At 44.5% G+C, this 19894-nt stretch carries 20 protein-coding genes and 1 pseudogene; 17 read left to right on the top strand and 4 right to left on the bottom strand.

The annotated features are described in order from the left end of the window. The first annotated feature begins 19 nt into the window (after positions 1-19). The 5 genes from purF to purH are packed head-to-tail and all read left to right on the top strand — an operon-like array spanning position 20 to position 5147. Complete coding sequence (gene purF, locus SSV_RS11055) at positions 20-1459, top strand: amidophosphoribosyltransferase (protein WP_072074815.1); 1440 nt, start codon at positions 20-22, stop codon at positions 1457-1459. Positions 1460-1518: 59 nt separating this feature from the next. Beyond that, a complete protein-coding gene (gene purM / locus SSV_RS11050; protein WP_072074814.1) occupies positions 1519-2541 on the top strand; it encodes a phosphoribosylformylglycinamidine cyclo-ligase in 1023 nt (340 codons plus the stop codon). After that, the gene (gene purN, locus SSV_RS11045; RefSeq protein WP_072074813.1) at positions 2538-3089 is read left to right on the top strand and encodes a phosphoribosylglycinamide formyltransferase; all 552 of its coding nucleotides are present in this window, start codon (positions 2538-2540) and stop codon (positions 3087-3089) included. Before purM ends, purN begins: the two co-directional genes overlap by 4 nt. 44 nt (positions 3090-3133) lie before the next feature. Continuing rightward, on the top strand, positions 3134-3598 hold the full coding sequence (locus SSV_RS11040; RefSeq protein WP_072074812.1) for a GNAT family N-acetyltransferase: 465 nt from the start codon (positions 3134-3136) through the stop codon (positions 3596-3598). Position 3599: 1 nt separating this feature from the next. Then, positions 3600-5147: a bifunctional phosphoribosylaminoimidazolecarboxamide formyltransferase/IMP cyclohydrolase gene (purH, locus tag SSV_RS11035; protein WP_072074811.1), complete on the top strand. Its 1548-nt coding sequence runs from the start codon at positions 3600-3602 to the stop codon at positions 5145-5147. Positions 5148-5282: 135 nt separating this feature from the next. On the opposite strand, the gene SSV_RS11030 is transcribed toward purH, so the two are convergent. Then, positions 5283-7238, bottom strand: a complete 1956-nt coding sequence (locus tag SSV_RS11030; RefSeq protein WP_072074810.1) for a GBS Bsp-like repeat-containing protein — start codon at positions 7236-7238, stop codon at positions 5283-5285. Between the two features lie 321 nt (positions 7239-7559). On the opposite strand from SSV_RS11030, the gene purD reads away from it, so the two are divergent. The 9 genes and pseudogenes from purD (at position 7560) to purB (ending at position 15292) form a co-directional block, all read left to right on the top strand. After that, positions 7560-8822 (top strand): phosphoribosylamine--glycine ligase, encoded by a 1263-nt coding sequence (purD, locus tag SSV_RS11020; protein ID WP_072074809.1) that lies wholly within the window; start codon positions 7560-7562, stop codon positions 8820-8822. Positions 8823-9012: 190 nt separating this feature from the next. Continuing rightward, positions 9013-9501 (top strand): 5-(carboxyamino)imidazole ribonucleotide mutase, encoded by a 489-nt coding sequence (purE, locus tag SSV_RS11015; protein WP_072074808.1) that lies wholly within the window; start codon positions 9013-9015, stop codon positions 9499-9501. Then, positions 9488-10579: a 5-(carboxyamino)imidazole ribonucleotide synthase gene (purK, locus tag SSV_RS11010; RefSeq protein WP_072074807.1), complete on the top strand. Its 1092-nt coding sequence runs from the start codon at positions 9488-9490 to the stop codon at positions 10577-10579. Before purE ends, purK begins: the two co-directional genes overlap by 14 nt. Positions 10580-10588: 9 nt before the next feature. Continuing rightward, the gene (locus tag SSV_RS11005) at positions 10589-11338 is read left to right on the top strand and encodes a hypothetical protein (protein ID WP_072074806.1); all 750 of its coding nucleotides are present in this window, start codon (positions 10589-10591) and stop codon (positions 11336-11338) included. A gap of 46 nt (positions 11339-11384) precedes the next feature. Continuing rightward, a pseudogene (locus SSV_RS11000) lies at positions 11385-11546 on the top strand (phosphoribosylaminoimidazole carboxylase); the annotation flags it as partial. Positions 11547-11549: 3 nt separating this feature from the next. Further along, a complete protein-coding gene (locus SSV_RS10995; protein ID WP_072074805.1) occupies positions 11550-12248 on the top strand; it encodes an aspartate/glutamate racemase family protein in 699 nt (232 codons plus the stop codon). 209 nt (positions 12249-12457) lie between these two features. Further along, positions 12458-12685, top strand: a complete 228-nt coding sequence (locus SSV_RS10990) for a phosphoribosylaminoimidazole carboxylase (protein ID WP_072074804.1) — start codon at positions 12458-12460, stop codon at positions 12683-12685. Positions 12686-12695: 10 nt separating this feature from the next. Next, positions 12696-13706: a DUF4145 domain-containing protein gene (locus tag SSV_RS10985; protein ID WP_072074803.1), complete on the top strand. Its 1011-nt coding sequence runs from the start codon at positions 12696-12698 to the stop codon at positions 13704-13706. 290 nt (positions 13707-13996) lie between these two features. Continuing rightward, positions 13997-15292, top strand: a complete 1296-nt coding sequence (gene purB, locus SSV_RS10980; RefSeq protein ID WP_072074802.1) for an adenylosuccinate lyase — start codon at positions 13997-13999, stop codon at positions 15290-15292. 191 nt (positions 15293-15483) lie between these two features. Here the strand turns inward: purB and SSV_RS10975 are convergent, their stop codons facing one another. Both SSV_RS10975 and SSV_RS10970 read right to left on the bottom strand, forming a co-directional pair. Beyond that, positions 15484-16050 (bottom strand): NAD(P)H-dependent oxidoreductase, encoded by a 567-nt coding sequence (locus tag SSV_RS10975; RefSeq protein ID WP_072074801.1) that lies wholly within the window; start codon positions 16048-16050, stop codon positions 15484-15486. Continuing rightward, the gene (locus tag SSV_RS10970) at positions 16047-16643 is read right to left on the bottom strand and encodes a TetR/AcrR family transcriptional regulator (RefSeq protein WP_072074800.1); all 597 of its coding nucleotides are present in this window, start codon (positions 16641-16643) and stop codon (positions 16047-16049) included. The genes SSV_RS10975 and SSV_RS10970 overlap by 4 nt, the downstream gene beginning before the upstream one ends. A 216-nt stretch (positions 16644-16859) precedes the next feature. Here SSV_RS10970 and dhaK point away from each other — a divergent pair, with 216 nt between their 5' ends. From dhaK to dhaM, 3 genes are read left to right on the top strand one after another with little or no spacing between them, the layout of a single operon-like run. Further along, positions 16860-17849, top strand: coding sequence for a dihydroxyacetone kinase subunit DhaK (gene dhaK, locus SSV_RS10965; protein ID WP_072074799.1), 990 nt, complete (start codon positions 16860-16862; stop codon positions 17847-17849). 10 nt (positions 17850-17859) lie between these two features. Continuing rightward, complete coding sequence (dhaL, locus tag SSV_RS10960) at positions 17860-18438, top strand: dihydroxyacetone kinase subunit DhaL (RefSeq protein WP_072074798.1); 579 nt, start codon at positions 17860-17862, stop codon at positions 18436-18438. Further along, the gene (gene dhaM, locus SSV_RS10955) at positions 18438-18812 is read left to right on the top strand and encodes a dihydroxyacetone kinase phosphoryl donor subunit DhaM (protein ID WP_072074797.1); all 375 of its coding nucleotides are present in this window, start codon (positions 18438-18440) and stop codon (positions 18810-18812) included. Before dhaL ends, dhaM begins: the two co-directional genes overlap by 1 nt. Before the next feature lie 328 nt (positions 18813-19140). Here dhaM and SSV_RS10950 read toward each other — a convergent pair whose 3' ends face one another. Continuing rightward, entirely contained in the window at positions 19141-19857 is a 717-nt protein-coding gene (locus SSV_RS10950; protein WP_002914224.1) for a GntR family transcriptional regulator, read from the bottom strand. Positions 19858-19894: the final 37 nt, after the last annotated feature.

Genomic DNA, 19894 nt, shown 5'->3' with positions numbered 1-19894 from the left:
AAAGAATTTAGGTAAAACAATGACATACGAAGTAAAGTCACTGAATGAAGAGTGCGGTATTTTTGGAATCTGGGGTCATCCACAGGCGGCTCAGGTCACCTATTTTGGACTCCATAGTCTGCAGCACCGAGGTCAGGAAGGAGCAGGCATCCTGTCAAACGACCATGGAAAGCTCAAACGCCACCGCGATTTGGGACTGGTTGCAGAGGTCTTTAAGAACCCAGCAGATTTGGATAATCTGACAGGAGAAGCATCCATCGGCCATGTCCGTTATGCAACGTCTGGTGGGGCCTCCATCAACAATGTCCAGCCTTTCTTCTTCAGTTTCTATGATATGCAGATGGGTTTGGCACATAATGGTAATCTGACCAATGCCCATTCACTGAGACGGGAGTTGGAAAAGAAGGGTTCCATCTTTGCCAGCTCGTCTGATACGGAAATTCTCATGCACTTGATTCGCCACAGCAAGCAGGAAAATTTCTTAGACAAGCTCAAAGAGTCCTTGAGACGAGTTCAGGGCGGCTTTGCCTATCTCATCATGAGAGAGGACAAGCTCTACGCTGCGCTAGATCCTAACGGCTTTCGTCCTTTGTCCATCGGCCGCATGAAAAATGGGGCCTGGGTCGTTTCCAGTGAAACCTGTGCTTTTGAAGTGGTGGGTGCCGAATGGGTGCGTGACCTTGAGCCAGGGGAAATCGTGATTATCGATGATGAAGGCGTGACCTATGACAGCTATACGACAGATACCCAGCTGGCTATTTGCTCAATGGAATATGTCTATTTCGCTCGGCCGGACAGCGTCATTCACGGGGTCAATGTCCATGCAGCCCGCAAACGGATGGGCCGCAGACTGGCTCAGGAATTCCAACATGAGGCAGATATCGTTGTCGGGGTACCTAATTCTTCCCTGTCAGCAGCTTCTGGCTTTTCCGAAGAGTCTGGCCTGCCAAATGAAATGGGCTTGATTAAAAATCAATACATCCAACGGACTTTTATCCAGCCGACACAGGAGTTGCGAGAGCAAGGAGTTCGCATGAAATTATCTGCTGTTTCCAGCATTGTCAAGGGCAAGCGCGTGGTCATGGTGGATGACTCCATCGTACGAGGAACAACTAGCCGACGTATCGTCCAGCTCCTACGAGATGCAGGAGCTGCTGAAGTCCATGTGGCTATCGGCAGTCCAGAACTAAAATATCCATGTTTTTACGGCATTGATATCCAGAATCGGCGCGAGCTCATCTCGGCCAATCATACGGTTGATGAGGTCTGTGAGATTATCGGGGCAGATAGTCTGACCTACCTGTCGCTGGAAGGCCTCATTGAATCAGTTGGTATTGAGACGGATGCTCCGAATGGCGGGCTTTGTGTGGCTTACTTTGATGGTCAGTACCCAACTCCGCTCTATGACTATGAAGAGCGCTATCTGGAAAGTCTGAAGGAGAAGACGAGTTTTTATTAAAACAAGGCCAACGGTAGTTGTCGCAATCTTTTTCAAAAATAAGAGTAAGGAAGAAAATTATGACAAATAAAAATGCATACGCTCAATCCGGTGTGGATGTTGAAGCAGGTTATGAAGTAGTTGAGCGAATCAAAAAGCATGTGGCACGTACAGAGCGGGCTGGTGTCATGGGAGCACTGGGTGGTTTTGGCGGCATGTTTGACCTATCTCAGACTGGGGTCAAGGAGCCGGTGCTGATTTCTGGTACAGATGGGGTCGGAACCAAACTCATGCTGGCCATTCAGTATGACAAGCACGATACCATTGGGCAGGACTGTGTAGCTATGTGTGTCAATGACATCGTCGCTGCAGGGGCTGAGCCCCTTTACTTCCTGGACTATATTGCCACTGGGAAAAATGAACCAGCAAAGCTAGAGCAAGTTGTTGCCGGTGTAGCTGAAGGCTGCGTTCAGTCTGGAGCTGCCTTGATTGGCGGGGAAACCGCTGAAATGCCTGGCATGTACGGTGAAGATGATTATGACCTGGCTGGTTTTGCTGTCGGTGTGGCTGAAAAGTCAGAGATTATTGACGGCTCTAAAGTCGCTGAGGGTGATGTGCTACTGGGGCTGGCTTCCAGCGGTATTCACTCTAACGGTTATTCCCTTGTTCGCCGTGTTTTTGCGGACTATACGGGTGAGGAAGAACTGCCAGAATTGGAAGGTAAAAAACTCAAGGAAGTGTTGCTTGAGCCGACTCGTATCTATGTCAAGGCTTTGCTGCCGCTGATTAAGGAAAAGCTGGTTCATGGGATTGCCCATATTACTGGTGGTGGTTTTATCGAAAATGTGCCTCGCATGTTTGCCGATGACTTGGCTGCTGAGATTGAAGAAGACAAGATTCCAGTCTTGCCGATTTTTAAGGCCTTAGAAAAATATGGTCACATTAAGCACCAAGAAATGTTTGAAATCTTCAATATGGGGCTAGGGATGATTTTGGCCGTAGCTCCTGAAAATGTGGATCGTGTCAAAGAACTTCTTGACGAGCCAGTTTATGAGATTGGTCGTATCGTCAAAAAAGAAAATGAAAGTGTCCTTATCAAATGAAAAAAATTGCCGTTTTTGCTTCGGGTAATGGATCAAATTTCCAAGTGATTGCTGAGCAGTTTCCTGTTGAATTTGTCTTTTCAGACCATCGCGATGCCTATGTGCTCGAGCGGGCGGATAAGCTAGGTGTCAAAAGCTATGCCTTTGAGCTTAGAGAGTTTGACAGTAAAGCGGCTTACGAGCAAGCAATTGTAGACCTACTAGAAGCGCAGCAGATTGACTTGGTTTGTCTGGCAGGCTATATGAAAATTGTCGGGCCAACCTTGATTAGTGCTTATGAAGGACGCATTATCAATATCCATCCAGCCTATCTACCGGAATTCCCAGGTGCCCACGGCATCGAGGATGCTTGGAATGCTGGCGTGGACCAGTCTGGTGTGACCATTCACTGGGTGGATTCGGGTGTGGACACTGGTAAGATTATCCAGCAAGTGCGTGTGTCGCGTTTAGCCGAAGACACGCTGGAAAGCTTTGAAGCTAGGATTCATGAGCAGGAGTACCAGCTCTATCCTCAAGTGCTGGAAAGTTTAGGGGTTGGGAGAAGGTAAGAAGTAAATCAAGTTTTGATTGTGCAATATTGCTAGGAGATAAAATGATTGAGCTGAAATTAGTAGATGAGAGCAGTTTTCAGGCAGTGCTGGATTTGAAAATATCTGAAGCTGATGAAGGAGCATGTTTCGTGGCTCCAAATGTACGCTCTTTAGCTGACGCATGGCTCTACCGGAAAAATGAAGATGTGCTTCCGATGGCAATCTATTGGGATAAGCAAGTGGTTGGATTTCTTCTGCTGGAAATAGACGAGGATGAAGCGGAATACTTTATCTGGCGGATAATGATTGGCCAGCAGTACCAAGGAAGAGGTTATGGTAGAAAAGCCTTGGAAGTTCTAATCAAAGAGGCTCAGATGGATAGAGTTTGCAGCCATATTATCGCAGATTATGTGGTTGGAAATGAAAAAATGAAGCACCTGCTGACTAGTCTGGGTTTTCAGGAAACAGGATTTATAGAAGAGAATAACGAAGTCGCTATGCGCTTGGACCTAAAGAAAGAGGAATAGAATGACGAAAAAAGCCTTAATCAGTGTATCAGACAAGACAGGCATTTTAGAATTTGCGAAAGAGCTGAAAGCTCTGGGTTGGGATATCATCTCAACCGGTGGAACAAAGGTGGCTCTAGACAATGAAGGGGTGAGCACCATTGCTATCGATGATGTGACTGGTTTTCCAGAGATGATGGATGGCCGTGTCAAGACCCTCCACCCAAACATTCATGGCGGTCTCTTGGCTCGTCGGGATTTGGATAGCCACCTGCAAGCGGCCAAGGAGAATCAGATTGAACTCATTGACTTGGTCGTGGTGAACCTTTATCCTTTTAAAGAAACCATTCTCAAGCCAGGTGTAGAGTATGCGGATGCAGTGGAAAATATTGACATCGGTGGGCCCTCTATGCTGCGCTCTGCGGCTAAAAATCATGCCAGCGTGACGGTTGTTGTAGATCCAGCTGATTATGCTCTTGTTCTGGAAGAGTTGGCAGCAAATGGCCAAACGACCTATGAAACGCGCCAACGTTTGGCAGCTAAGGTTTTCCGTCACACAGCAGCTTATGATGCCTTGATTGCAGACTATTTCACGAATCAGGTGGGCGAAAGCAAGCCTGAAAAGCTGACCTTGACCTATGAACTCAAGCAGCCCATGCGCTACGGGGAAAATCCCCAGCAGGATGCGGATTTCTATCAGACTGCTTTACCACTGGACTATTCCATCGCTTCCGCCAAGCAGCTGAATGGGAAAGAGTTGTCCTTCAATAACATTCGTGATGCGGATGCGGCCATTCGGATTATTCGAGATTTCAAGAATCGGCCAACTGTTGTGGCACTAAAACATATGAATCCTTGTGGCATTGGTCAAGCGGATGATATCGAGACAGCTTGGGACTATGCTTATGAGTCTGATCCAGTGTCCATCTTTGGTGGGATTGTAGTTCTTAACCGTCAGGTGGACGCTGCGACAGCTGAGAAGATGCATGGTATTTTCCTTGAAATTATCATCGCACCGAGCTACACGGCAGAAGCGCTAGCTATTTTGACCAATAAAAAGAAAAATCTGCGGATTTTGGAGTTGGCTTTTGATGCGCAGGCAGCTTCTGGAGCAGAGAAGGAAGTGACCGGTGTTCTGGGTGGTCTTCTTGTGCAAAACCAAGATGTCATTGAGGAAAAATCAGCTGATTGGCAGGTCGTGACCAAGCGCCAGCCGAGCGAGCAGGAGCGTGTGGCTTTGGAATTTGCTTGGAAGTCCGTCAAATATGTCAAATCCAACGGTATCATCATTACCAATGACCGTCAGGTGCTGGGAGTCGGTCCCGGTCAAACTAATCGCGTGGCTTCTGTCAAGATTGCTATTGAGCAAGCCAAAGATCGCCTTGACGGTGCTGCTCTGGCTTCTGACGCCTTCTTCCCTTTTGCGGACAATATCGAAGAGATTGCGGCGGCTGGTATCAAAGCTATCATCCAGCCTGGTGGATCCGTCCGTGATGAGGAATCTATTATCGCGGCTGACAAGCACGGCTTGACTATGATTTTCACTGGCGTACGGCATTTTAGGCATTAAGAAAAAGAAAAAATCCTCGGCTCGACCGAGGATTTTTGAGTAGACTTATACTCAATGAAATTCATGAATAAACTAAGCAGGAGCAGTCTGCTCAAAGCACTGGTTTGAAGTGGTTTTGAGGAGTGCGAAAGCGACTTATTTAGGGTAGATATAGGTTAGGCGGCCCCAGTAGGAAGCAGTTGGGTCAAACCAGCCACGGAAGTTGCTGATGTACTGCTTGCCGAGGTAGTTAGACTCTTGGATCTGGATGCGGGTATTGGATTCGACATGAGTCACGACACCGACGTGGCCGTAGCCGCCGTCGTCCCAGCAGGCGATGGCGCCAACCTCAGGCCTACTGCCGGTACGGAATCCAGCTCTTCTGGCACTAGCCGCCCATTGACCGCCGTTGCCCCAGTAATTTCCTGCCCAAGGAGCTAGAGCCTTGGCACCCCAAGTGCATTGGCCGACAGGATAAGTTGTCGCATTAGCAGCGGCATAGTTAGGCTGAATATTAGCTGATTGAACGCTTGATTTCTCAACCTGATAGCTAGTTCCAGTCAGACCAGTCAGTTGTCCCGCTTTTCTACGATAGACATGGGTGTTAAATAGACCGCTCCCCTTGTGATTCTGAGTATCTACGGTAAACTTGTATGTTCCATTGCCGACCTTATTGGCGGTATACCATTTGATATCATCTTGCCCATTGACTTCTGACCAAGTTGGCAGAATAATATCGCCATCTCCGTAGGCGTCTGTAACTGTCACCTCATAGCGATTAGCTTCAGTTTTCCTGACTGCAACCTTGGCTTGAATTTGGTCGGTAGACATTGAGACGGCATCTGCTGCGTAGTTGTGTTCACTACCATCATTGTAAGTGATATATACATGATTATTATAGGTCCCAGACAAAGCTTGGTGATTGCGGATATCAAAGATTGCACTGAAGGTTCCGTCTCCGTTAGGCGTTGCCTTATACCATTTAAGATTACTCTGATTGCTAGTGCTCCAAATGGGAACTTGGACAGACTTTATAGGTTTAGATAAAGCTGTTTCAGCGATTTTTACAGTATAGGTTCCTTGTTTGGGGTTGATATTTTCTACAGTATAAAGCGGCTTTTGCTCCTCTTCAGAAGGCAATTTTCCACTATCAATTTGTACAGTAGTCCCTGAGAGACCTGTTAAGTCAGACTTAACATAACTTTCACCGTAAAGGTGGATATTGTAAGTCCCAGTGTCGTAGTTATGCTTTCTGAGTTCCACCCGAGTGCTGTAGCTACCATCTGGATTTTTGCTTGCTTCGTACCATTGTAGATCATCTTGCCCTTTCTTATCAGACCAAATTGGAAGAACAATCCGATGCATGGTGTCAGGTACATTTTTGACAGTAATTTCCATGATACCGGTCTGAGGGAAGCTAGCCTCAACAGTAGGATTAGGTTTTTCTAAATTGAAAGTGGTTCCGTTTAAGCCAATCATCTTACCATCTTTATTTTCATAAGTATGAATATGATAAGTTCCATAGCCATTGTGATTTGAAAGTTCAAATTCAGTAATATCTTGTCCTGCATTGTACCATTTGATATCATCTTGTCCATTTTCATCAGACCAAACAGCATGTAAAATATTAGAATTTAGTTGGTCTTTATTGCGATTAAAGTGAATTTGAGCGGTTTTCCCTAGGATATTAGAAGTGACATTAACGGCTGGTTTATTGAGAGTAAAGGTTGTTCCATTCAGCCCAATTAATTTTCCATAGAGGTCAATATAGGTATGAACATGAAAGGTTCCGTAACCTGGATGTTTACTCAGGTCAATGTCGGTGTTAGTAGTTATTGTTGATGGTGCTTCATACCATTTGATATCATCCTGTCCGCTCTCGTCAGACCAAACAGCGTGGAGAATACGATGAGGTTCTTGAGCTTGAGAACGGGTATAACTAATAGAGGCTGTACGATTGTTCACAGTCACATCGACATTGCTGGCACGATCAGTGGGGTCTAGAATTTTGACTTCAGATTCGGTTGATTCAACTGCCTGAGCTGTTGAGTGGCTTGCAAAGAGACCTAGGACAGCTCCGGATAATAAAAATAGCTTTTGATATTTCTTCATAAAACTCCTTTGTGAGAATGGTTTTGGATGGGCCCACCTGTATTATTCGGAAAACTTATTTGAAAATGATAGTAAATTTGACAAGTCCTGAATATTTTTTGTCTAAAATAGGGACAATCCACTCAAAAAGGAGAAGGCTGAAGACAACAATAATTACGGCGATCATATAGAAGAGATATTCTTTTTCTCATTCGAATGGAATAAAACGAACGATTGTGTTATAATCTAGATAAATAATTCGTAAAAATAGAATGATTTTTACGTGATGTGTTAGTTTGGTGCGCAAGCACCTGTAATATTGGATATTGAGGTATCATCGCTATGAAGCTTTTAGTTGTGGGTTCGGGCGGTCGTGAGCATGCGATTGCCAAGAAGTTATTAGAGTCTCGGGGTGTGGAGCAGGTTTTTGTCGCTCCTGGAAATGATGGCATGGCCCTGGATGGGCTAGACTTGGTCAATATTGGAATTTCCGAACATTCCAAGCTGATTGAATTTGCAAAGGAAAATGACATTGCTTGGTCCTTTATCGGTCCAGATGATGCCCTGGCAGCTGGAATTGTGGATGCTTTTAACCAAGCTGGGCTCAAGGCTTTCGGTCCATCTCGTTTAGCAGCGGAGCTGGAGTGGTCCAAGGATTTTGCCAAGGAACTCATGGTCAAATACGGTGTTCCAACAGCAGCCTATGGCACATTTTCCGATTTTGAGGAGGCCAAGGCCTATATCGAAAAGCAAGGCGCGCCAATCGTGGTCAAGGCAGATGGTCTAGCTCTGGGCAAGGGCGTGGTCGTTGCTGAGACAGTCGAGCAAGCGGTCGAAGCGGCTCACGACATGCTCTTGGATAATAAATTTGGCGACAGCGGTGCGCGTGTGGTGATCGAAGAGTTCCTGGACGGCGAGGAGTTCTCCCTCTTTGCCTTTGTCAATGGCGATAAGTTTTACATCCTGCCGACGGCCCAGGACCACAAGCGAGCCTACGATGGGGACAAGGGGCCTAATACAGGCGGCATGGGAGCTTATGCGCCAGTGCCTCACCTGCCACACAGCGTGGTGGACCAGTCGGTTGAGACGATTATCAAGCCGGTTCTCAAAGGCATGATAGCTGAGGGGCGACCTTATCTGGGCGTGCTCTACGCTGGGCTTATTTTGACTGCTGGCGGTCCGAAGGTTATCGAGTTCAACGCTCGTTTTGGTGATCCCGAAACTCAGATTATCCTGCCTCGCTTGACATCTGACTTTGCGCAAAGTATCACGGATATTCTCGATAGCAAGGAGCCGAACATCACGTGGACGGACAAGGGCGTGACTCTGGGTGTGGTTGTCGCATCCAAGGGCTACCCGCTAGATTATGCAAAGGGTGTCAAGTTGCCAGCCAAAACTGATGGCGACATCATCACCTACTATGCAGGGGCTAAGTTTGCGGAAAATAGCAGAGCACTGCTATCAAACGGCGGACGTGTCTATATGCTCGTCACCACTGCTGATACCGTCAAAGAGGCCCAAGATACCATCTACCAAGAACTCGCCCAACAAAAAACAGAAGGTCTCTTCTACCGAACAGATATCGGAAGCAAGGCTATTAAGTAAAGATATAAGAATAACGCGACGAAGTCGCCAAATAAGATAATGTTCGCCGTGGTGAAAGGAGCAGAACAGTGAATGTTCTGGTCAGGGAAAATTTGAGACTTAGGCTCAAATTTTAGGAATGAAACCGAAGGTTTGCTGCCGTCCCCACCACCTAAGACCATTATCAAAAAAGGAAGAAAAAGGATTAAAAATGAAACCAATTATTTCCATCATCATGGGCTCCAAATCTGACTGGGCTACTATGCAAAAAACAGCTGAAGTTTTAGACCGTTTCGGTGTAACCTACGAAAAAAAGGTTGTCTCTGCCCACCGCACGCCTGACCTCATGTTTCAGCATGCCGAAGAAGCTCGCAGCCATGGTATCAAGGTCATCATCGCAGGTGCTGGTGGCGCGGCCCATTTGCCAGGAATGGTAGCGGCTAAAACCACCCTGCCTGTCATCGGCGTACCGGTCAAATCACGCGCGCTCAGTGGTCTGGACTCTCTTTATTCGATTGTGCAGATGCCGGGCGGTGTACCTGTGGCAACTATGGCCATTGGGGAAGCAGGAGCAACAAATGCGGCTCTGACTGCTCTTCGGATCTTGGCCATTGAAGACCAAGACCTGGCAGTAGCGCTAGCAGATTTTGCTGAAGAACAAGGAAAAATCGCTGAGGAGTCTACGAATGAGCTCATCTAAAACAATCGGAATCATCGGTGGCGGTCAGCTGGGACAGATGATGGCTATTTCTGCTATCTACATGGGGCACAAGGTCATCGCGCTGGATCCTGCGGCGGACTGTCCAGCCTCTCGCGTGGCAGAGATTGTCGTGGCGCCTTATAATGACGTGGACGCTCTGCGTCAGTTGGCGGAACGTTGCGATGTCCTGACCTATGAGTTTGAAAATGTCGATGCGGACGGTTTGGATGCAGTCATCAAGGATTGTCAGCTCCCTCAAGGGACGGATCTGCTCCGCATCTCCCAAAATCGGATTTTTGAAAAGGACTTTCTCGCCAACAAGGCACAAGTCACCGTGGCACCCTACAAGGTCTTGACTTCTAGCCAAGATTTGGCAGATATTGACCTGTCGAAAAACTATGTCCTCAAGACTGCAACAGGTGGCTACGACGGACATGGTCAGAAGGTCATTCGTTCGGTAGAAGACTTGGAGGAAGCCTATACACTAGCTGACTCAGCAGACTGCGTTTTAGAAGAATTCGTCAATTTTGATCTTGAAATTTCTGTCATCGTGTCAGGGAATGGTAAGGATGTGACAGTTTTCCCAGTTCAGGAAAATATCCACCGCAACAATATCCTGTCTAAGACCATCGTGCCAGCCTGCATTTCAGAGAGTCTAGCTGATAAGGCCAAAGCCATGGCGGTACGAATCGCAGAGCAGCTCAAGCTGTCTGGAACCCTCTGCGTGGAAATGTTTGCGACCGCTGATGACATCATTGTCAATGAGATTGCTCCACGGCCACACAACTCTGGGCACTACTCTATCGAAGCCTGCGACTTCTCTCAGTTTGACACGCATATCTTGGGGGTTCTGGGAGCACCATTGCCAGATATCCACCTGCATGCGCCTGCCGTCATGCTCAATGTTCTTGGCCAGCATGTCGAGGCCGCAGAGAAATATGTCACAGAAAATCCAAGCGCCCACCTCCACCTGTATGGTAAAATAGAAGCGAAACACAACCGCAAGATGGGGCATGTGACTGTGTTTAGTGATGCGCTAGATAGTGTGGTTGAGTTTGGGGAAGGGGTTGATTTTTAGGAGGTTGTTTTGCAATTTTTTGTTAATTACGTTGTGCCAATTTTAGAGTTAATCATGTCATTTATTGGTGTTATTTTTCTTTTCAAACCATCTACCCCGTCGGTAAATATTGATATTGGTGATAAGTATTATTTTACTCAGAATATCAATAAAAAAAGTAATAATTTTAATTCAACAAATCATAGCGATTATGGTCCTATGATTTTATGTGTTTTGATATTTTTTGGGACCTACCTTTTTTATTCATTGGCAGGAAAGTTAATGATTTTTATAATTATGGTAATTTCATTGATAAAAATTTTAAGGTATTGGAGGTTAGGAATTGACTATAGATTTGAATTGATTCCTCCAGTAGTAAGTATTGTAGTTTTTTATCTTTTAAATTTTTTACCAACCAATGTAAAAGAATTTTGGGAAACAAATACAAAAATTGATTTCAGTAAGTTTTCTGGTTTAAAATCAACCATTGAATCAATTTTAGCTCCTATGCCAGAGTTTTTAAAGTTATTTACAAATTTTCAAATTGATAGAATCAGAAATATTTCAATTTTTTCAATTTTGATAATGACTTTATTTGTTCTACTTTGTGAAGGAACATCTGTATTGCAGAAAAAGGAAAATCTAAAAATATCATCTAAAAGTTTTGTAGCTTTTTATTGTATATCATTATTCATCTTACTGGGATACGCATTTTATAATATTGAGCAAAATCCTGTGAGAATTGTAACAGAAATGATTATTAAATATTTAAATAATTAAGCTGTATAACACTTATATCAATAATTTCTAAGTTATTTAGATCTAATTTGCCAGTGCTGACCATGAAAAAGTAAAAGCCAAATATCAGGAATTAAAGATTCAATATCCAAACAATTATCTGGCTATCTATGATTTGCCATTGGATAAAAATCTAAGTAGCTTGCCACACTATCCGTCGGTGGCGATAAGCAAGGAGGAGTTTAATTAGTCTATGAAAACTATCGGTCTGATTGGTGGTATGAGTTGGGAAAGCACCACATCTTACTACCAAATCATCAACGAAACCATCAAAAAAGAGCTGGGTGGCCTGCATTCTGCTAAGATTCTACTTTATAGTGTTGATTTTGCAGAGATTGAGCATTATCAGGCGGTCGGAGACTGGGAGAAAAGCGGTCAACTTTTGGCAAATATTGCTCAGCGCTTGGAGCAAGCAGGTGCAGATTTCATTGTTATTTGTACCAACACCATGCACAAGGTTGCTCCGCAGATACAAGAAAAGATTACGATTCCAATCTTGCATATTGCGCAGGCAACTGCGCAGGCCTTGTTGGCTGACGGTATTCAAAAAGTCGGCCTCCTAGGAACCAAGTACACCATGACTCAAGATTTTTACAAGGAGAAATTAATAGAGTCTGGGTTAGAAGTGCTGATTCCAGACCAAGCTGGTATTACAGAGGCCAATCGGATCATTTATGACGAACTCTGTCTAGGAGATATCAAAGAAAGCTCAAAGCAGACTTATCTTGCCGTTATAGATGATTTGAAAAAAGCAGGCGCAGAAGCTGTTATCTTGGGTTGTACCGAAATTGGTCTCCTCGTCAAGCAATCCGATACTGACCTGCCTCTCTACGACACAGCGGTAATCCATGCGGAGAAAGCAGCGGAGTGGGCAGTGAATAAAAGATTATAGAAGACAAGAACAACCGCAAGATGGGACATGTGACTTTGTTTAGTGATGTGCCGGATAGTGTGGTTGAGTTTGGGGAGTAAGACAGGACCCCAGTTATAAGGTCCGTCGTCTTACCCCTGCAAAGTTGACTAGGCTTGTCGTAGCTGATAAAGTCAGCAAGAGAAGTCAGTCAACCACTGCTAGAAAGGATTGATTTTTAGGTGAAGCCTATGATTCAAATAATCGTAAATGCATTTGTTGAGAAGGATAAGACAGGAGCTGTTGTAGAAGTCTTGTTTGCTAGTAGCAATCACGAAAAAGTGAAAGCCAAATATGAAGAGCTAGTTGCTCAGTACCCCGAAAACTATTTAGCAATTTATGATTTGCCATTGGATACAGATCTAAGTAGCTTGCCGCACTATCCGTCGGTGGCAATAGGGAAAGAGGAGTTTGAATAGGGAGGTTGATATGGTAGATTTTAATAGCGTTGAATATGAACGAATGATTGGTGATTTGATTCATGATACCTTTTATATTGGAAGGTCAAAAAGAGGGAAAATAAGTGGAATTAGACAGTTTTCGGAAATCTTAGTGAGAAAGATTATTAATGTTGGAAGTGATAGAAAATTAATGTTAGGGACAATTAAAAGAGATTTCAGAAATGAATTAGATAGACTTCAAGAAAACAGAAAAGAAGATTTACTAAAGATAATTGAAAAAATACGTCCATTAGGAAATGATGGGACACATACTCAACATACAGAGGATTTTTCCGATGATGATTTCAATCAAGTAAAAGATGGATTATTTGATTTATATGCTTATCTCTTTATTGATTATTTTTTAAAATATCCTATGAATTTGTTATCTCCTGCTCAGGTTATGCATACTTTTTCATTGTTACCTCCAATTATAAGATATAAGGTTTTAAAATATTTGTATGAGAATGAAGCTAATCTGCAAATTGCAAATAGATACTGTTTATCAATCATTAAAACTTTCAATAAATCTACTGCTTTGAATTGGTTAGAGAATGAGAAGAGCAAACTTCTCCAATTACATTACCCTAATCAAGAAGAAGCAGAGGAATACTACACTAAAAGAGGGTATCCTGTCTCCTCGACCCAGTATACTGTGAGTATTCATTTATTGAAATTCAATAATGTGTATGACTTGTTACTTGATAAAATTAATGATGTAGGAACTGATGTAAATGAATCAGGTAAATTATATTCTAATTTTGAACAAGCTCTAGAACACTATGAAAAGCATAATGTACTAACTTCCAATAATATTGAGAGATCTAGGAAATTTTATAAAGATATAAAACAAAGATTTTCGAATGATATTGAAAAAATGAAAAATTATTATCTACAAAATAATTTTTACTTTCCTGAAAATGGAGAGCAAACTTTTGATGAATTTAGAGACTTTGGAGAACTTATGGAATTTGTATTTATGGGAAGAATGTCAATATGAGGAGAACATTGAAGAGATAACATTAGATAACTTATTAATTAAATTGGGGGTTTTCTAACAGTTTGTTCAATAAGTATTCTAGATTTTATTGTTTGATAATTTTAAATATATTTATGTGACTTATTAAGGATAGGTAAGTTGCAGACTGAACCTAGACAGGTTTATTCTTAATATAATTCAAAAAAAGAAAGGAACAAGGGCTCTCGTATTTTTTAACTGAATACGGGCTATGGACTTCGTCAAAACTCCTATTTTGACTGTGTCCGCTTAATGCCCTTAATATCTTAATCATGATCAACCGTTACTCTCGCCCCGAAATGGCGAACATTTGGACTGAGGAAAATAAGTACAAGGCTTGGCTGGAGGTAGAGATTCTGGCTGATGAGGCCTGGGCTGAGCTGGGTGAGATTCCCAAGGAAGATGTGGCCTTGATTCGTGAGAAGGCTGGCTTTGACATTGACCGCATTTTGGAGATTGAGCAGGAGACGCGCCACGATGTGGTGGCCTTTACGCGAGCGGTTTCTGAGACGCTGGGTGAAGAGCGCAAGTGGGTGCACTATGGCCTGACCTCGACCGATGTGGTAGATACTGCCTACGGTTACCTCTACAAGCAGGCCAATGACATCATCAGTGAGGATCTGCGTCGCTTCACTGACATCATTGCAGAGCGGGCGCGGGAGCACAAGTTCACCATCATGATGGGCCGGACTCACGGGGTGCATGCGGAGCCAACGACTTTTGGTCTCAAACTCGCGACTTGGTACAGCGAAATGAAGCGCAACATCAAGCGTTTTGAGCTTGCGGCTGCGGGTGTGGAAGCTGGGAAAATTTCTGGTGCGGTTGGGAACTTTGCCAATATTCCGCCATTCGTGGAAAGCTATGTCTGTGAGAAATTAGGTATCCGTCCGCAGGAGATTTCGACTCAAGTCCTGCCACGTGACCTCCACGCTGAATACTTCTCTGCTTTAGCCTTGATTGCGACATCTATCGAGCGTATGGCGACTGAAATCCGTGGTCTGCAAAAGTCTGAGCAGCGCGAAGTGGAAGAGTTCTTTGCCAAGGGGCAAAAGGGCAGCTCTGCCATGCCGCACAAGCGCAATCCAATCGGCTCTGAAAATATGACTGGTCTGGCTCGTGTCATTCGCGGTCACATGGTGACAGCCTTTGAGAATGTCTCTCTCTGGCATGAGCGCGACATTTCCCACTCATCTGCTGAGCGGATTATCGCACCGGACACGACTATTCTCATCGACTATATGCTCAACCGCTTTGGTAATATCGTCAAGAACTTGACCGTCTTCCCAGAAAACATGAAGCGCAACATGAACTCGACCTTTGGTCTCATCTTCAGCCAGCGGGCTATGTTGACCTTGATTGAAAAAGGCATGACGCGGGAGCAGGCTTATGACTTGGTGCAGCCAAAGACTGCCCAGTCTTGGGACAATCAAGTAGACTTCAAGCCTCTGCTCGAAGCAGATCCAGAAGTCACTTCCCGTTTGACTCAGGAAGAGATTGATGAAATCTTCAACCCGGTTTACTATACCAAGCGCGTGGATGAAATCTTCAAGCGCGTGGGGCTGGATTAAACATAAAAACGAGCCTGGACAAAAAGTCCAGGCTTTTGAATCTAAATTAGAAAAAATAGATGGCGCAGTGGTTGATTGGTATCTTCCTTCGCTTTTTAAGCTCCAAAGATGACCTAATCAACTGGGCGGGGGTGGTAAGACGACCTTTTTTAACTTGTTTGAAGTTCTTTCCCACTCCCATTTTCTTTATCTTAAATTTGACTGGCCAGCTGCCCGATTTTCTTGAGTATTTCTTGGCGCTGTTGGTCTGTTTTGCGTTCTACTCCGTTGAGCTCTGTCAGTTTGACGGGAGAAATACCGCAAAGTTTCAGGACTTGATTTTTAAGCACCTTGCCGTAGTCTTGGACAAAAGGTAGAGCAAAACCTGGTGTATTATGACTGACGATAATCCAGCCAGACTTGCCTTGCAGGTGACCTTGGAGTCCGACTTTCTTATAAGAGTAGGCAAAGTCAGCCGCAAAGACACGATCAATAAAGCCTTTGAGAATGGCCGGCATACCGCTCCACCAGATAGGGAAAATGAAAATCAGATGGTCTGCCCAAGTAATCAAATCCCGGTATTTGGCCATTTCAGGGTCTTTGTGCAGGTCACGGCGTCTATGTTCTTGGTCAAAGCGTAAGATAGGATCAAAATTTTCGGCATACAAGTCCAATGTTTTCACCTCGTGCTTCTTAGAAAGGTTGCTTTGAACTTCTTTGAGAATAGCAGCATTGAAGCCAGTTGGGCTAGGGTGGGTGTAAATAATCAAGGTTTTCATGATCGTTCTCCTTTTATATAAATGTCAAGCATGTGCTCGATCGTGCTTTGGATGGCTTGAGGATCAAGGTCTTGTCCGATAGGACTGTTGGTCAGAACGGCTAGGCCTGTGATAAAGCTCCAAAAGTGAAAAAGGCTTTCTGCTTCGCTATTGCTAAAATTTTCCTCCTCGCGAAGCTTTAAAACAAGCTCCTTAAATTTATCAAATCCAGGCAGGTCAGACTCCAAGAGGATGGTGTTCTGCGTCACCTTCATATATTTAAAAGGAAATTTGATAAAGAGAGCTTCGAAAAAATGAGGGTAGGTCTTGGCAAAAAGAATGAAATTAAGACCAAGCTGGGTCAGCTGATCACGCGCAGAACCTGTCGCATCAATCTTTTCATTGATTTCCTGATTGAGAAAGAGCGAAAGCTGGGTCAAAACCACCTTGAGGTAGCCTTCCTTGCTCTCAAAATGGCGGTAAGGGCTGCCGTGAGTCACACCGCAGGCCTTGGCAACAGTCCTGAGCGAGAGCTGTTCAATTCCATGTTTTCCGATTTCTTCAATCCCTGTTTGGATGAGCTGTTCTTTCAGCTGGGCAGTATTGCGTTTCATGTATCTCCTCCCAAAGTATACACTGTCTACTTATCTACCTTTAGTATACACTGTCTACTTTTTCTTGTCAACTAATTTGATGCTTTCTTCTAGTCTAGGATGTGGCAGAATTTGCTTTCGGTAAGATAAAATGTTAAAATAATATCAAAATGATAGCGCTTTCTTTTTAGGGTGGATTGCTCGTTGTAAAGAAACGCTGAGAAACGGAGGACACCTATGAAGAAAATTATCAATAATCCAACAGCGGTTGTGGACGAGATGCTGGACGGCTTGGCCTATATTCACAGCGATTTGGTTTATCGGGTGGAGAGCTTCGATATCATTGCCCGCAAGAGTGAGAAGACAGGTAAGGTTGGCCTGATTTCTGGCGGTGGCAGTGGTCATGAGCCTTCCCACGCGGGCTTTGTCGGTGAGGGCATGCTGTCGGCTGCTATTTGCGGAGCGGTCTTTACTTCACCAACACCAGACCAGGTCTTGCAGGCTATCAAGGAAGCAGATGAGGGAGCTGGGGTCTTCATGGTGATTAAGAATTACTCCGGTGACATCATGAACTTTGAAATGGCTCAGGAAATGGCTGAGATGGAAGGGATTGAGGTGGCTAGTGTCGTCGTGGATGATGATATCGCAGTGGAAGACAGCCTTTATACGCAAGGTCGCCGCGGAGTGGCTGGCACCATTCTTGTCCATAAGATTCTAGGGGATGCGGCGCGTGCAGGCAAATCTCTGACTGAAATCAAGACTTTGGCCGATGAGCTGGTCAAAAAGATTCACACAGTTGGCTTGGCTTTGAGCGGGGCAACCGTTCCGGAAGTCGGCAAGCCTGGTTTTGTTTTGGCTGATGATGAGATAGAGTTCGGTATTGGCATCCATGGTGAGCCCGGCTATCGCAAGGAAAAGATGCAGCCGTCTAAGGACTTAGCTAAAGAATTAGTCGAAAAGCTCAGTCAGTTTGTTGAGCTCAAATCTGGGAAGAAGATCGGCATTCTCATCAATGGTATGGGTGCAACACCGCTCATGGAGCAGTATGTCTTTGCGGCCGATGTAGCAAATCTCTTGGCAGATGCTGGAGTTGAAGTTGTCTATAAAAATCTGGGTAATTACATGACCTCCATTGACATGGCAGGGATTTCTCTGACCTTTATCCAGCTAGACCAGCCAGACTGGCTGACAGCTCTCAACAGTCCTGTCACGACAGCCGCTTGGTAAGGAGGTGCTTATGGACGCAGCAAGAGCAAAAAAATGGATGCAGTTGTTTAACGAAAAGATCCAGGATCAGAAAGCCTATCTGTCTGACCTTGATACACCCATCGGTGATGGTGATCACGGTGGCAATATGGCTAGAGGAATGGCGGCAGCAGTAGAGAGTCTAGCTGTTAAGGACTTTTCCAGTGCGGCTGAGGTTTTTCAGGCTGTTTCCATGCAGCTGATTAGTAAGGTGGGCGGTGCTTCAGGCCCTCTCTATGGCTCGGCCTTCATGGGCATGGCCAAAGCCGAAAAAGACGGCAAAGACTTGTCAGAAGTCATCCAAGCTGGTCTGGATATGATTCAGAAACGGGGCAAGGCTGTGCCTGGTGAGAAGACCATGGTGGATGTCTGGTCGGGGATTCCTCTTTCTCTGCAGTCTGGAGACTTGACGCATGAAAAGATTGGTTTCCTAGTGGAAGCGACCAAAAATCTGAAAGCGACCAAGGGGCGGGCTTCCTATGTTGGTGAGCGTTCTATCGGCCATATCGATCCCGGTTCGGCTTCATCTGGTTTCCTCTTTGAGGCTCTTCTAGAAACGGAGGCAGGCTGATGGCGGATACTGGTATTCTTATCGTTTCTCATTCCAAAAACCTGGCCCAAGGCTTGTTTGACCTCATTTCGCAGGTGGCGGGAGATGTGGCCATCAGCTATGTGGGCGGATTGGACGATGGCAGCATCGGGACGAGCTTTGAAGGGATTCAGGCAGCTTTAGATGCCAATGACAAGGACACTATTTTGGCCTTTTTCGATCTGGGGTCAGCTCGGATGAATCTGGAAATGGTCGCAGACTTCTCTGACAAGGAAATCATCATCAACAATGTTCCCTTGGTAGAGGGAGCCTATACGGCTGCTGCCCTTCTTCAGGCTGGGGCGGATTTGCCTAACGTTTTACTTCAGGTCCGTGAATTAGAAATAAAAAAATAGCAGGTTTTCTAGAGACTTAATAAACGACTTCATTTGCAAAATAAGGAACATTTTATATCAAAAAGCTGGGATGTGAATCTCAGCTTTTTTGCTTTATCATTGTACCAATTTTCAGGGGAAGAGCCAGTGTTTCTTATTTTTTCTTCTTTAAATCGATTAAAAATAGGACGAAATCATAAGTTTCGTGTACTTTTTGACAGAATTCACTTTTTAATGAACAAAAGTTCTTAGAATGGATTGCAAATTGGTATAGATAGACTTATAATAGATATAAGTACACAAGATGAAACAAAAAACGACAGCCGATTAGAAGCCATCGTTTTCAATCTTAGTGGTCCCGATTGCAGGAAATGAACTTGATCTTGAAGAAATCACCGCGTTTGTAAGTTTCGCTGTACTCTAAGATCTGTCCAGTGCTTTCCAGCTGAGTAATCTTCACCTGATGAACGGTCGGGAAGTTGGTATCAACTTCCAGTACTTTCGCAACATCTTTTGGTGTTGGGAAGACAATTTCATTGGTCTCTTCAAAATGCTCATCATTCATGTGAATGTGGTAGTCAGTTTTGAAGCGGTTGTAGATAGAGCTGTAGTAGTCCATATCTGGATAGTTAGGATTGATGTACTGCTCAGGGATATAGGTTTGGTGATAGATATAGATTTTATCGCCAGTCCGTCTGATCCGGTCAATCTTATAGTAGAACTGCGTTGGTGCTAGTTCTAGCTTATCCAAGATTTTCAGGTCATTCCCCCGCTTGATGGAGAGAACAGTCACCTTATCTTTTTGGATAGGGAAGGTCTCAACGTCAGAAAATTCCACCAGCTTGTGCTTTCTTGCACGTGAAACGAAGGTTCCCTTGCCTTGCTGGCGGATGATGTAACCATCATTGGCCAGTTCATTCAAAGCGCGGACAACGGTAATGGAGCTGACATTAAACATCTGAATCAGCTCAGCCTCTGTGTAAAACTTATCGCCATTTTCAAATTTGCCAGAAATGATTTGCTGCTTGAGCTCATCTTTGATTTGTTGGTATTTTGGAATAGCCATTTTGTTCACCTCTCTTTTTTTACTTATCTTACTTAAG

This window comes from Streptococcus sanguinis, from assembly GCF_001078705.1.
Lineage (GTDB): Bacteria > Bacillota > Bacilli > Lactobacillales > Streptococcaceae > Streptococcus > Streptococcus sanguinis_D.
Note: the sequence above shows the minus strand (reverse complement) of the source record. Positions and strands in the feature narration are given on the sequence as shown.

What these genes read in the sequence shown, in the direction of transcription:
- SSV_RS10950 (WP_002914224.1), bottom strand. Translation starts at nt 19,857, where the DNA reads ATGGCTATTCCAAAATACCAACAAATCAAAGATGAGCTCAAGCAGCAA.
- purK (WP_072074807.1), top strand. Translation starts at nt 9,488, where the DNA reads ATGAGCTCATCTAAAACAATCGGAATCATCGGTGGCGGTCAGCTGGGA.
- SSV_RS10975 (WP_072074801.1), bottom strand. Translation starts at nt 16,050, where the DNA reads ATGAAAACCTTGATTATTTACACCCACCCTAGCCCAACTGGCTTCAAT.
- SSV_RS10995 (WP_072074805.1), top strand. Translation starts at nt 11,550, where the DNA reads ATGAAAACTATCGGTCTGATTGGTGGTATGAGTTGGGAAAGCACCACA.
- SSV_RS10970 (WP_072074800.1), bottom strand. Translation starts at nt 16,643, where the DNA reads ATGAAACGCAATACTGCCCAGCTGAAAGAACAGCTCATCCAAACAGGG.
- purB (WP_072074802.1), top strand. Translation starts at nt 13,997, where the DNA reads ATGATCAACCGTTACTCTCGCCCCGAAATGGCGAACATTTGGACTGAG.
- purE (WP_072074808.1), top strand. Translation starts at nt 9,013, where the DNA reads ATGAAACCAATTATTTCCATCATCATGGGCTCCAAATCTGACTGGGCT.
- purH (WP_072074811.1), top strand. Translation starts at nt 3,600, where the DNA reads ATGACGAAAAAAGCCTTAATCAGTGTATCAGACAAGACAGGCATTTTA.
- SSV_RS10985 (WP_072074803.1), top strand. Translation starts at nt 12,696, where the DNA reads ATGGTAGATTTTAATAGCGTTGAATATGAACGAATGATTGGTGATTTG.
- SSV_RS10990 (WP_072074804.1), top strand. Translation starts at nt 12,458, where the DNA reads ATGATTCAAATAATCGTAAATGCATTTGTTGAGAAGGATAAGACAGGA.
- SSV_RS11040 (WP_072074812.1), top strand. Translation starts at nt 3,134, where the DNA reads ATGATTGAGCTGAAATTAGTAGATGAGAGCAGTTTTCAGGCAGTGCTG.
- purD (WP_072074809.1), top strand. Translation starts at nt 7,560, where the DNA reads ATGAAGCTTTTAGTTGTGGGTTCGGGCGGTCGTGAGCATGCGATTGCC.
- purM (WP_072074814.1), top strand. Translation starts at nt 1,519, where the DNA reads ATGACAAATAAAAATGCATACGCTCAATCCGGTGTGGATGTTGAAGCA.
- dhaL (WP_072074798.1), top strand. Translation starts at nt 17,860, where the DNA reads ATGGACGCAGCAAGAGCAAAAAAATGGATGCAGTTGTTTAACGAAAAG.
- purN (WP_072074813.1), top strand. Translation starts at nt 2,538, where the DNA reads ATGAAAAAAATTGCCGTTTTTGCTTCGGGTAATGGATCAAATTTCCAA.
- dhaM (WP_072074797.1), top strand. Translation starts at nt 18,438, where the DNA reads ATGGCGGATACTGGTATTCTTATCGTTTCTCATTCCAAAAACCTGGCC.
- purF (WP_072074815.1), top strand. Translation starts at nt 20, where the DNA reads ATGACATACGAAGTAAAGTCACTGAATGAAGAGTGCGGTATTTTTGGA.
- dhaK (WP_072074799.1), top strand. Translation starts at nt 16,860, where the DNA reads ATGAAGAAAATTATCAATAATCCAACAGCGGTTGTGGACGAGATGCTG.
- SSV_RS11030 (WP_072074810.1), bottom strand. Translation starts at nt 7,238, where the DNA reads ATGAAGAAATATCAAAAGCTATTTTTATTATCCGGAGCTGTCCTAGGT.